Below are 12500 nucleotides of genomic sequence, written 5' to 3'. Positions count from 1 at the left end.
GGGTAGCTTGAAGGGAGTTGAAACATGTATGTCCTATTCGGAAAGCGAACTGCTTTCCTCGGAGGCTATAAAAGCAACTTGTGTAAGTGCATTTCAGAAGCGCCTTTTTCGGGGTGAATACGCGACAGGGCTGGCAGGGCCGAACATAACAAAAGGAACGGTCGCTTGGGGCGGAGTGTTAGAGAACAAAACGCCTGATCACGTTACGACGTGGGTTCAGATTTCCGTTAGTATATTTGACGGCGAGGGCGTGGAAAAAGAGCATTCAGCAGAAACTTCAATTTGGATAGACCCGTTAGGGGAGGCTGAATTTGAAGTAGAACTGCCTGACCTTGAACCCGCTCAATTTGAGAGCATCGAATTTTGTGAACGTGACAATTCCGAGCCATCTGAGTGCATGGCTTGGGGTGTGATTGATGTGATGGGGCTTTCGATTTGAGATGGTATAGTGATGGGTTGAAAACCCATCTTACCCCGCCTTCACACTCGCCGTCACATAATTAACGCTCAAATCCCGGTCCGAGATCGACCAGCTCCACAGGATCGGATTGAACACAAACCCCTTGCGGTCCACCGGCTCCAGCCCGGCTTGGCGCAGCAGGTCGAACAGCTCGTCCGGAGTGATGAACTTGTTCCACTCATGCGTGCCGCGCGGCAGCCAGCGCATCACGACCTCGGCCCCGAAGATGGCCATCGCATAGGATTTCGGGTTGCGGTTGATGGTTGAACACACCTGCAACCCGCCGGGTTTCAGCAATTGCTGTGTGGCGGTGAGATAGCCCAGCGGGTCGGCCACATGCTCGACCACCTCCATATTCAGGACCACGTCGAATTGCTCGCCCGCGGCGGCCATGTCCTCGGCGGTGGTGTGGCGATAGTCGATGTCCAGACCCGATTGCTCGGCATGGATGCGGGCGACGGGCAGGTTGCCTTCGGCGGCATCTGCGCCAACCACTGTGGCCCCCAATCGCGCCATCGGTTCGCTCAGCAGTCCGCCGCCACAGCCGATGTCCAGCAAGCGCAGGCCCTCGAAAGGTTTCGTAGCCGTCAGATCGCGGTCAAATTCACCGGCAATCTGCTGTGTGATATAGTCCAGACGGCACGGATTGAGCATGTGCAGAGGTTTGAATTTCCCATGGGGATCCCACCATTCTGCGGCCATCGCCTCGAATTTTGCGATCTCGGACGGGTCCACCGTGTTCGGATGCGCTTGCATTCCTATCTCCGTGTGCTCTTTTACGTTTAAAGACTATATAGGGCCCTAATGGATAAGTACCCGGACCAAAAGCGCGCAGTTCAATATCTGTACCCGCCGATCGACCCGTTCGATCAGCGGATGGTCGATGTGGGCGATGGGCACCGTATTTATATGGAGCAATGCGGCAATCCTGACGGGCTGCCGGTTGTGATCCTGCATGGAGGCCCCGGTGGCGGGTGCAGCCCGGCGATGCGGCGCTATTTTGATCCGCGTGTGTTCCGGGTGATTCTGTTCGATCAGCGCGGATGCGGGCGATCGCGGCCGCATGCCTCGGTGGTGGATAATACGACGTGGGATCTGGTGGATGACATCGAGCGTCTGCGGACGTTGCTGGATATTGACGACTGGACGGTGTTTGGCGGCAGCTGGGGGGCGACCCTGGCGCTGGTCTATGCGCAGGCACATCCGGACCGGGTGAACCGGCTGGTGCTGCGCGGCGTGTTTCTGGCCACGCAGGCCGAACTGGATTGGTTCTATGGCGGCGGTGCGGGCAAGTTCTGGCCCGAGCAATGGGCGAAATTCACCGCTCTGCTAACCGAGGATGAGCTGTCGGATACCATAGGTGCTTATCACAAACGTCTGTTCTCGGGCGATCGGGCGACAGAAATCCTGTATGCGCGGGCGTGGTCCAGCTGGGAAAACGCGCTGGCGTCGATCCATTCGCACGGGTCCACGGGCGAAAGCCCCGGAGAATACGCGCGCGCCTTTGCGCGGCTTGAGAATCACTATTTCATCCATGGCGCATTCCTTGAGAAAGACGGGCAGATTCTGGATCAGATGGACCGGATCGCCCATATCCCCGGCCATATCGTGCAGGGGCGCTATGACATGATCTGCCCGCCGCAGGCCGCGTGGTCCCTTGCCGAACGCTGGCCAAATGCCGAGTTGAAGATGGTGCGCCAGGCAGGCCATGCCCTGTCCGAGCCCGGCATCAGCGCCGAGCTGGTGCGGATCATGGACCGTGTAGCGGAGGGCATCGCATGACCCGGATGGACCGTCGTGCCTTATTTGCCTCGGGTGCTGCGGCGGCTTTGCTGGCGGCCACGGGGGCCTCGCTGGCGGATACACCCAAGACGGGCGGAACGCTGCGTCTGGCCGTGCCGCGCGATGACAGTCTGGAACAGGTGGCGCGTGGCGCTGTCTTTGACACCCTGACCGAGATCGCGCCCGATGGCACCCTGCGCGGTGAATTGGCGACCGGGTGGCACACGGATGCGGATGCGCGGGTCTGGAGCTTTGATCTGCGCGATGATGTGACCTTTCATGACGGCGCGGTGCTGGACGTGGCGGATGTGGTGTCGGTGCTGCAACAGGTCGGACGGGCCGAGGCTCTGACGGCGCATGCGGTGCGGTTGGAACTGGCCGAGGCCAATCCCGGCCTGCCTTTCCTGCTGGCCGATACGCGGTTCGTCATTGCACGCGATGGGCAGGGCGTGACGCCCTTGCACACCGCCAATGGCACCGGATGCTACCGGGTGGAACGGGCCGAGGATGATCGGCATTTTCTAGGCCGCAAGGTGGCGGGCCATTACAAGGACGGGCAGGCCGGATGGGCCGACGCGCTTGAGATCATCGTGATCCCTGACGCCAAAGTTCGGGCCGAGGCGTTGCGTGACGGATATGTGGACGTGGCGGCGCTGCCCGACAGCGATGGCCTGAAGGATCAGCGCGGTCTGCGCTATCACCCCAGTCAGGACGACATGGCGCTGGCGGTGGCCGGACAGGTGGGTATGCCACGCCAGATCGGCGGGCGTGCGCTGGACGACGGACGCATCGCTGAACGGTGGTGGCTGGCCTGACCTGATCACGTTTTACGCCGGGGGTTGCAGACTCGGCAACTCCTGCGTATATGCAGTTGCAACAGCGGCGCGTTGGACTTCTGGTCCAAGGCTCCACCGGAAAATACGACGGGCCGCGCGCCCGTTTTTTTGTGCCCGATTGAAGGGTAGAGACCAGATGACAAACGACCTGATAGCCAAAGCAGCCATCGACCGGCGACTGGCCGAGATCATCACCCCCGTGATCGAGGATCTGGGGTATGAACTTGTGCGTATACGCCTGATGAGCGGCAAACAGACCACGCTGCAGATCATGGCCGACAAGCCCGATGGCGGCATCGAAGTGGATGATTGCGCCGAAATCTCGAACGCCGTCAGTGCCACGCTGGATGTCGAGGATCCGATTTTGGACGCCTATACGCTTGAGGTGTCGAGCCCCGGTATTGACCGCCCGCTGACCCGTCTCAAGGACTTTGAGATGTTCGAAGGCTATGAGGCCAAGATCGAAACCTCTGAGCTGATCGACGGCCGCCGCCGGTTCAAGGGTGAGTTGGCTGGGATTGAAGGGGATGAGGTTCTGATCAACATCCCCGAAGGGTCCGAAACCATCACCATCGGTCTGCAATTCGACTGGCTGAGCGATGCCAAGCTGGTCCTGACCGATGATCTGATCAAGGAAATGCTGCGCCAGCGCAAAGACGCTGGATCCTTAAACGAAAACGCATTCGACGAGATTGAGACCGAAGGGTCCGAAGAGGAGACGAACTGATGGCAATCACCTCAGCCAACCAGCTGGAGCTGCTGCAGACCGCCGAGGCCGTGGCCCGCGAAAAGATGATCGACCCCGGTCTGGTTGTCGAAGCGATGGAAGAATCGCTCGCCCGTGCCGCCAAGAGCCGCTACGGCGCCGAGATGGACATCCGTGTCAGCATCGACCGCAAGACAGGTAAGGCGACCTTTACCCGCGTCCGCACCGTTGTTGAGGATGAAGAGCTGGAAAACTATCAGGCCGAGTTCACTGTCGAACAAGCCAAGCAATATATGGAAAACCCCGAGGTCGGTGACGTCTTCGTCGAAGAAGTTCCCCCGGTCGAAATGGGCCGGATCGCGGCGCAATCGGCCAAGCAGGTGATCTTGCAGAAGGTCCGCGAAGCCGAGCGTGATCGTCAGTACGAAGAATTCAAGGATCGCGCAGGCACCATTATCAACGGTGCGGTCAAGCGCGAGGAATTCGGCAATGTCATCGTCGATCTGGGCGGTGCCGAGGCTGTTCTGCGCCGCAACGACAAGATCGGTCGCGAAAGCTATCGCCCCAACGACCGCGTGCGCGCCTACATCAAAGAGGTTCGCCGCGAGGTTCGTGGTCACCAGATCTTCCTGTCGCGCACCGCGCCGGAATTCATGGCCGAGCTGTTCAAGATGGAAGTGCCGGAAATCTATGACGGCATCATCGAGGTTAAGGCCGTGGCCCGTGACCCCGGCTCGCGCGCCAAGATCGCCGTGATTTCGTATGACGGCTCGATCGACCCTGTGGGTGCCTGCGTTGGTATGCGCGGCAGCCGCGTGCAGGCGGTTGTGAACGAGTTACAGGGCGAAAAGATCGACATCATCCCCTGGAACGAAGATCAGCCGACCTTCCTTGTGAACGCGCTGCAACCTGCCGAGGTCTCCAAGGTGGTTCTGGACGAAGAAGCCGGCAAGATCGAAGTGGTTGTGCCTGAGGAGCAGCTCTCGCTGGCAATCGGCCGCCGCGGTCAGAACGTGCGCCTGGCCAGCCAGCTGACCAATCTGGACATCGACATCATGACCGAGGCCGAAGAATCGGCGCGTCGTCAGAAAGAATTCGAAGCCCGCACCCAGCTGTTCATGGAGACGCTGGATCTGGACGAATTCTTCGCGCAATTGCTGGTTTCCGAAGGTTTCACCAACCTTGAAGAGGTCGCCTATGTCGAGCTGGACGAACTGCTGGTCATCGACGGCGTTGACGAAGGCACCGCGCAGGAATTGCAGACCCGGGCCCGTGAATTCCTGGAGGCACAGGCCAAGGCGGCTCTGGACGCAGCCCGTGCGCTGGGCGTCGAGGACAGCCTTATTGAATTCGAAGGCCTCACACCCCAGATGGTAGAGGCGCTGGCCAAGGATGACGTGAAGACTCTGGAAGACTTCGCCACCTGCGCCGACTGGGAACTGGCCGGTGGCTGGACCACGGTCGACGGCGAGCGCATCAAGGATGATGGTGTTCTGGAACCTTTCGGCGTGACGCTGGAAGAGGCACAGGACTTGGTCATGACGGCACGCATCATGCTGGGCTGGGTTGATCCCGCCGAGTTGGAGCAGGCGGACGAGGATGCCGAAGTCGAAGAGGAGGCCGAGGCCTGATCTCAGGGCCTCGGGGTGGCGTGAATGGGTCGCGGTGGCGTCCATAAGGATCGGTCGGACGGACCCGAACGCAAGTGCATCGCCACGGGTGAGGTTCAGCCCAAATACGGGCTGATCCGCTTTGTGATGGGGCCGGACGGTCAGGTCTTTCCCGATGTTGCGGCGAAATTGCCGGGGCGCGGGGTCTATGTGGCGGCGGATCGTGCCGCGCTGGACAAGGCCGTTGGCAAAAAGCTGTTCTCGCGCGGGTTCAAGACGCAGGCGACTGCGCAAACGGACCTGGCGGATGAGGTTGAAAAGCAAGTCGCGCGGCGGGTGATCGAGTTGATCAGCCTGGCGCGCAAGTCCGGTGACGCGGTCGCCGGGTATGAAAAGGTCAAGACGTGGCTGGACCGGGAAGAGGCTCAGGTACTGATTCAGGCCAGCGATGGATCGGGGCGCGGCAAGTCGAAACTCAGCACGCCGCACTTCGGAAAATACATCGGATGGCTGACTGCGGATGAATTAGGGGCGGCATTTGGGCGCCAAACCGTGATTCATGCGGCGCTGGCCTCTGGCGGACTCGCCAAACGTGTTGTAGAGGAAGCGCAGCGCCTGCGTGGCTTGCGCGAAACGGATGACGGCGGCAAGGGCCGCGCGGAAGGGTAAGAAGCTTTATGAGCGATAGTGACGGCAAAAAGACATTGGGTCTTCGTGGCGGGGCACGCCCCGGAAATGTGAAACAGAGTTTCAGCCACGGACGCACCAAGAATGTCGTGGTGGAAACCAAACGCAAGCGCGTGGTGGTCCCCAAGCCGGGTGCCGGAAAGCCGGGTGGCGGAGCAACGCCCTCGGGTGATCCGTCGCGCCGTCCTGCCGGGATTTCTGACGCGGAAATGGCACGCCGGATGAAGGCGCTGCAGGCCGCAAAGGCGCGCGAGGCCGAAGAGGCCGCCGCCCGTGAGGCCGCTGAAAAGGCGCGTGAAGAAGAACGCGCCCGTCGCCGTGCCGAGCAGGAAGCCAAGGAACGCGAACAGCGCGAGGCCGAAGAGAAAGCCCGCGCCAAGGCCGAAGAGGAAGAGCGCAAGCGTAAAGAGGCGGAAGAAGCCGCCAAACGCGCTGCCGCTGCCCCCGCGCCCGAAGAACCCAAAGCAGCCCGCACTCCGGCCAGCAAACCGGCACCCGCCGCGACCCCGCGCAAGCAGGACCGCGAGCGTGATCAGCGTGGCCGTGGTAAGGGTCGTGACGACAACCGCCGCTCGGGCAAGCTGACACTAGGTCAGGCCACCGGCGGCGAAGGCAATCGCCAACGTTCGATGGCCGCGATGAAGCGCAAGCAAGAGCGCGCGCGCCAGAAAGCCATGGGTGGTTCGGTTGAGCGCGAAAAGGTGATCCGCGACGTTCAGCTGCCCGAGGCGATCATGGTCTCGGAACTGGCCAACCGTATGGCCGAGCGTGTGGCGGACGTTGTCAAATCGCTGATGCAGATGGGCATGATGGTCACGCAGAACCAGACCATCGACGCCGACACCGCCGAACTGATCATCGAAGAATTTGGCCACAAGGTCACCCGTGTTTCGGACTCGGACGTGGAAGATGTCATCAAAGAGGTCGAAGACAGCGATGATGATCTGCAACCGCGCCCGCCGGTCATCACCATCATGGGTCACGTTGACCATGGTAAAACCTCGCTGCTGGATGCGATCCGCGACGCGCGCGTTGTGGCCGGTGAGGCCGGGGGCATCACCCAGCATATCGGCGCCTATCAGGTGAAAACCGAAGGCGGCACCACGCTGACCTTCCTGGACACTCCGGGCCACGCGGCGTTTACGTCGATGCGTTCGCGCGGGGCTCAGGTCACGGATATCGTGGTTCTGGTTGTTGCCGCCGATGATGCCGTGATGCCGCAGACGATTGAGGCGATCAACCACGCCAAAGCGGCCGAGGTGCCGATGATCGTGGCGATCAACAAGGTCGACAAGCCGGATGCGAACCCGGACAAGGTCCGCACCGATCTGCTGCAGCATGAAGTGATTGTCGAGAAAATGTCGGGTGAGGTTCAGGACGTTGAAGTCTCGGCCATCACCGGTCAGGGTCTGGACGAGCTGCTGGAAGCCATCGCGCTGCAATCCGAGATTTTGGAACTGAAAGCCAACCCCGACCGCGCCGCCCAAGGCGCCGTGATCGAGGCGCAGCTGGACGTGGGCCGTGGCCCCGTCGCCACCGTTCTTGTTCAGACCGGCACGCTGCGTCAGGGCGATATCTTCGTTGTGGGTGAGCAATATGGTAAGGTCCGTGCGCTGATCAACGACAAGGGTGACCGCGTGAAGGAAGCTGGCCCCTCGGTTCCGGTCGAGGTTCTGGGTCTGAACGGCACACCCGAAGCAGGCGACGTTCTGAACGTGACCGAGACCGAAGCACAGGCGCGTGAGATCGCGGAATACCGCGAACAGGCCGCCAAGGACAAACGCGCCGCCGCTGGCGCCGCAACGACCCTTGAGCAGCTGATGCAGAAGGCCAAGGAAGACGAGAACGTCAACGAACTGCCAATTCTGATGAAAGCAGACGTTCAGGGCTCGGCCGAAGCCATCGTTCAGGCGATGGAGAAAATCGGCAACGATGAGGTGCGCGTGCGCGTGCTGCATTCTGGCGTTGGTGCGATTACCGAGACTGATGTCGGCCTTGCCGAAGCATCCGGTGCACCTATCCTAGGCTTCAACGTCCGTGCGAACGCCTCGGCGCGGAACACCGCGAACCAGAAGGGTGTGGAAATCCGCTACTACTCGGTGATCTATGACCTCGTGGATGACGTGAAAGCGGCAGCCTCGGGCCTGCTGAGCGCCGAAATCCGCGAGAAGTTCATCGGGTATGCCGAGATCCGCGAAGTCTTCAAAGTCACTGGCGTCGGCAAGGTTGCGGGCTGTCTGGTCACCGAAGGTGTCGCCCGTCGTTCCGCAGGTGTCCGCCTGCTGCGCGACAACGTGGTGATCCACGAAGGCACGCTGAAGACACTGAAGCGCTTCAAAGACGAAGTGGCCGAGGTGCAGTCGGGTCAGGAATGCGGTATGGCGTTCGAAAACTACGACGACATCCGCGCAGGCGATGTGATCGAAATCTTCGAGCGCGAAGAGGTCACGCGGACTCTGGATTGATCCGCTACGGTAAAGAAATCAGAAAACAGCGGTCCTTTGGGGCCGCTGTTTTTCTTTTGGGTGTTACAGCGAAGAAATTCGGGGCTTTCTGGGTACATTTAATGCATTCAAGCAAAGCATCCTTGCTCTCGTTCCAATCAACACTCACCTGAATTCGACAGGGCGAGGCATAGTTGGCCTAAAAATATAGACACTGGATGCTTGGGTCTGATTTGTTACGCGTAAAGACCGAGAGACCGTGCAACTGCTATCGGCCGTGAAGAGATCGGTTGACGTCTTTGGTTTGATATAACTCGGAGATTCAATTGATGCGTTTTCTTGCGGTATTCCTCTTCTTCATCGCGCTGTCCGTTGGGCCGTCTGCTGCGCACGAACGGTTTGCTTTGGTGATCGGCAATGCCGGCTACACAAGTGTCCCCGCTCTCGATAATCCTGTGAATGACGCGCGCCTGATGAGCGATGAGTTGCGGGGCGCAGGATTTGAGGTCACAACGCTGACGGATGTGAGCCTTGATCAGATGACGGATGAAGTTGATACGTTTGCCAGCAAGGTACGTGCGGCGGGCTCCGAGGCGCTGGCCGTGTTTTACTTTGCGGGGCACGGCGTACGCAGTGATGGTTTCAACTACCTTCTTCCGCTGGATGTGAACATTCAGTCCGAGGCCGACATTGCAGGCCAAGCTGTTCCGGCAGAATGGGTTCTGGACCGCATTCACACGCCACAGGCGGTTAGCGTTATGATTTTGGATGCCTGTCGCGACAATCCATTTGGGGGCCAAGTGGACGTGAATCTGGATGTTGGGGATGGGCTTGCACGTATGACCGCGCGCACCAACAATCTGATCGCGTATGCGACAGGGCCCGGCGAAGTTGCCTTGGACGGGACCGGAACAAACAGCCCTTACACAGCCGCGATTGCGCGTGCCATCAGAACCTCGGGCTGGCCTTTGGAACAGATGTTCGAACAGGTGCGCACGGATGTGATCAGTGAAACGGATGGCATCCAGACCCCTTGGGCGCGGTCGTCTTTGAATATAACGATCGGTATGAAAGACCCGACAGCGTCGCAATAGGGAAAACAGCCGTGATCAGCACGTCAGGGCAAGGCAGATAGATACCGAATTTGTCCCAAACCTCGACCATATCCCTAACGCGGTGCTGCCAAGAACGTTGCCGGATGCATGATGATGTCAAAATGCTGCACCCCGTTTTGCAGATCGAAACTCACCGAATGCCCGGCCTTTCGAAGCAACTCGGCATAGTCTCGGCTTTGACGGATGAATTCGGGTGTGTCGCGCTCACCCACGGTCACGCGATAGCGGGGGCCGGGGGCCGGGAGGTGCCGGATGGGCGACAGGTCGTGCACCTCAACTGGTGTCAGTTGTAAGGGTTCGTTCACAGGCGTTAGACTGATCGGTTCCAGATCATAGACGCCGCTGATCAGGATCACGTCGCGCACCCGCAGCCCCGCGCGGGCCAGCGCATCGGCTGAGGTGGCCATGACCATACTCGCCAGTTGCGCCCCTGCACTGTGGCCGGACAGGGTGACACGTGACGGATCAAACCCTAAGTCATGCGCGTTGGCGGCCAACCAAAGCAGGGCGTTACGGCATTCCTCGATCATGTCACCGATCCGCGCATCAGGGGCCAGCGTGTAATTGAGAGACGCAAAAGAGTACTCGGCTTCAACCAACGCCGGGGCCATCATTGCCGATTCGCGCTGACTGAGGGCTTGCCAGTATCCTCCGTGGATGAACACATGCAGTGGTGCACCTGCGCCTTTCGCGGGAAAAAAATCCAGAACCTGCGCGGTACCGTCCCCGTATGAAACGTTGCCGATCACATCCATCTGCGCCCGGTACTGCGCACTGAGCGCGGCGTAACTGTTCAGATAGGGCGTCAAGTCGCCGCCGATCATCGACCGGGGAGAATATTCCTGATCCAATTCGGCCTGGGTGAAACCTCGGTACAGCATCGGCTACTCCTGATCCGCATACATCAATTCGGTGCGCACATCGCAGAGATCATGGAAAAACCTCAAATCCAAGGCTTTGCGCAGGAAGGACACGCCGCTGGACCCGCCAGTGCCGGGTTGGTTTCCAATTACACGCTCGACCGCGGTGACATGGTCAAAGCGCCAGCGCTGGAACAGGGATTCTACATCCATTAGTTTTTCGGCCAGCGCGTACAGATCCCAGTGCTTATCCGTGTTGCGGAACACTTGCACCCACAGTTTCACAACACGCGGATCACCTGAATAGGGCTGCGCATAGTCGCGGTTCAGCAGGTCATCGGGAACATCAAATCCCTGCCGCGCCATCATGTGCAACACCTCGTCATAGAGCGAGGGTTTGTTGAGTGCGGCGTGCAACACCTCCGTCACTTCTGGGTCGTGGGCATGAACCTTGAGTGTGGCAGCATCTTTGTTGCCCAGAATGAACTCGATCTGGCGGTAGCCATAGCTTTGGAACCCGGACGAACTGCCAAGGGCCTGTCGGAATGTCATGTAGTCGGCCGGGGTCATGGTCAGCAGTGTTTCCCATGAGGCGATAAGCTGCCGCTGGATTGCCTTCACCCGGTCAAGGTTTTTCATCGCCGGGCCAAAGTCGTCCTGTTGCAGAAAGTGGCGCACCTCAACCAGTTGGTGGTGCATCAGCTTCAGCCACAACTCGCTGACCTGATGGATGATGATGAAAAGCATCTCATCGGGTTGGGCCGGGTCTTGAAAGGTTTTCTGCAGGTTCAACAGCGTCTTGAGCTGAAGGAAGTCGCCATAGCTTTTGCGGTGGGTCTGGGTGAAATCGGTCACAAGGGATGGTTCGATTCCACGTTCCAGATATCTGTCAGTCTTGTCGCTCATGACGCCCCCTTGATGCGGTATTTCGCACCTGTCTAAGGCGTCATTTTGCAACTATCCAGCGCGTCAGGTCCAGTCCAGCACCACCTTGCCCGATTGGCCGGATTTCATCGCGGCAAAACCGTCGGCAAAGTCGTCGACTTTCATTTGGTGCGTAATCACCCGGCTGACATCCAGACCGTTCTGCAGCATGGCGATCATCTTGTACCAGGTCTCGAACATCTCACGGCCATAGACGCCCTTGATAGTGATGGCCTTGAATACGATCCGCGACCAGTCAACAGGCGATTTGCCCGGCGGAATCCCCAGCAGAGCGATCTTGCCGCCCATCACCAGCGCTTCGACCATCTGGTCCAGCGCGGCTTGCGAGCCCGACATTTCCAGCCCCACATCAAACCCCTGCGTCATGCCAAGATCCGCGATGACATCTTGCAGATCTTCCTTCGAGACATCGACGCTGCGCACGGTTGGCACCACATGTTCGGCCAGTTTCAGGCGGTCGGGATTGATATCGGTGATCACCACATGGCGCGCACCGGCATGGCGGGCCACGGCTGCCGCCATTATGCCGATGGGGCCAGCGCCGGTGATCAGAACATCCTCACCCAGCAAATCAAAGCTGAGCGCGGTGTGAACGGCATTGCCCAGCGGATCAAGAATGGCCCCAATCTCATCCGGGACATCCTCGGGCAGAGGGACCACGTTAAATGCTGGGAGCTTCAGGTATTGCGCGAACGCGCCCTGTTCATTCACCCCGATCCCGCGCGTGCCGGGGTCCAAATGGAACTTGCCCGCGCGGCTTTGGCGACTGTCGTTGGTGATCAGATGCCCCTCGCCCGAGCATCTTTGACCGACCTCCAGCCCGGTTACATTCCGCCCCAATTCCACGATCTCACCGGCGAATTCATGGCCAGTGATCATCGGAACCGGCACCGTGGCCGAGGCCCATTCATCCCAGTTCCAGATGTGAATGTCGGTGCCGCAGATGCCGGTCTTGTTGATGCGGATCAGAACTTCATCCGGGCCGATCTCGGGCACCGGGGCCTGCACCATCCACAGGCCCTCTTCAGGTTTGGATTTCTCAAGCGCTTTCATGG

The 12500-nt window shown here is 59.6% G+C and carries 12 protein-coding genes; 8 read left to right on the top strand and 4 right to left on the bottom strand.

Annotated elements, in window-relative coordinates; translation table 11 throughout:
• Positions 1–28: 28 nt before the first annotated feature.
• Positions 29–439 carry a hypothetical protein gene (locus J7380_RS09680; RefSeq protein ID WP_247742470.1) on the top strand — a complete coding sequence of 137 codons (411 nt, stop codon included), beginning with the start codon at positions 29–31 and terminating at the stop codon, positions 437–439.
• A 30-nt stretch (positions 440–469) separates the two neighbouring features.
• Here J7380_RS09680 and ubiG read toward each other — a convergent pair whose 3' ends face one another.
• Positions 470–1216, bottom strand: coding sequence for a bifunctional 2-polyprenyl-6-hydroxyphenol methylase/3-demethylubiquinol 3-O-methyltransferase UbiG (gene ubiG / locus J7380_RS09675; protein WP_209195542.1), 747 nt, complete (start codon positions 1214–1216; stop codon positions 470–472).
• A 48-nt stretch (positions 1217–1264) separates the two neighbouring features.
• Between ubiG and pip the strand changes: the two genes are divergently transcribed.
• The 7 genes from pip (at position 1265) to J7380_RS09640 (ending at position 9619) form a co-directional block, all read left to right on the top strand.
• Complete coding sequence (gene pip / locus J7380_RS09670; protein WP_209195541.1) at positions 1265–2242, top strand: prolyl aminopeptidase; 978 nt, start codon at positions 1265–1267, stop codon at positions 2240–2242.
• Complete coding sequence (locus J7380_RS09665; protein WP_209195540.1) at positions 2239–3057, top strand: ABC transporter substrate-binding protein; 819 nt, start codon at positions 2239–2241, stop codon at positions 3055–3057. Before pip ends, J7380_RS09665 begins: the two co-directional genes overlap by 4 nt.
• Before the next feature lie 157 nt (positions 3058–3214).
• Entirely contained in the window at positions 3215–3805 is a 591-nt protein-coding gene (gene rimP / locus J7380_RS09660; protein ID WP_209195539.1) for a ribosome maturation factor RimP, read from the top strand.
• Entirely contained in the window at positions 3805–5415 is a 1611-nt protein-coding gene (nusA, locus tag J7380_RS09655; RefSeq protein WP_209195538.1) for a transcription termination factor NusA, read from the top strand. Before rimP ends, nusA begins: the two co-directional genes overlap by 1 nt.
• 24 nt (positions 5416–5439) lie before the next feature.
• Positions 5440–6063, top strand: a complete 624-nt coding sequence (locus J7380_RS09650; RefSeq protein ID WP_209195537.1) for an RNA-binding protein — start codon at positions 5440–5442, stop codon at positions 6061–6063.
• An 8-nt stretch (positions 6064–6071) separates the two neighbouring features.
• The gene (gene infB / locus J7380_RS09645; RefSeq protein WP_209195536.1) at positions 6072–8546 is read left to right on the top strand and encodes a translation initiation factor IF-2; all 2475 of its coding nucleotides are present in this window, start codon (positions 6072–6074) and stop codon (positions 8544–8546) included.
• Positions 8547–8854: 308 nt separating this feature from the next.
• The gene (locus J7380_RS09640) at positions 8855–9619 is read left to right on the top strand and encodes a caspase family protein (protein WP_209195535.1); all 765 of its coding nucleotides are present in this window, start codon (positions 8855–8857) and stop codon (positions 9617–9619) included.
• A gap of 74 nt (positions 9620–9693) precedes the next feature.
• On the opposite strand, the gene J7380_RS09635 is transcribed toward J7380_RS09640, so the two are convergent.
• The 3 genes from J7380_RS09635 to tdh all read right to left on the bottom strand — a co-directional run bounded on the left by J7380_RS09635 (position 9694) and on the right by tdh (position 12498).
• Positions 9694–10521, bottom strand: coding sequence for an alpha/beta hydrolase (locus J7380_RS09635; protein WP_209195534.1), 828 nt, complete (start codon positions 10519–10521; stop codon positions 9694–9696).
• 3 nt (positions 10522–10524) lie between these two features.
• Positions 10525–11406, bottom strand: coding sequence for a tryptophan 2,3-dioxygenase family protein (locus tag J7380_RS09630; RefSeq protein ID WP_209195533.1), 882 nt, complete (start codon positions 11404–11406; stop codon positions 10525–10527).
• A gap of 63 nt (positions 11407–11469) precedes the next feature.
• Entirely contained in the window at positions 11470–12498 is a 1029-nt protein-coding gene (gene tdh / locus J7380_RS09625; RefSeq protein WP_209195657.1) for an L-threonine 3-dehydrogenase, read from the bottom strand.
• Between the last annotated feature and the right edge of the window lie 2 nt (positions 12499–12500).

This window comes from Ruegeria sp. R8_1 (assembly GCF_017743815.1).
Taxonomy (GTDB): domain Bacteria; phylum Pseudomonadota; class Alphaproteobacteria; order Rhodobacterales; family Rhodobacteraceae; genus Ruegeria; species Ruegeria lacuscaerulensis_A.
Note: the sequence above shows the minus strand (reverse complement) of the source record. Positions and strands in the feature narration are given on the sequence as shown.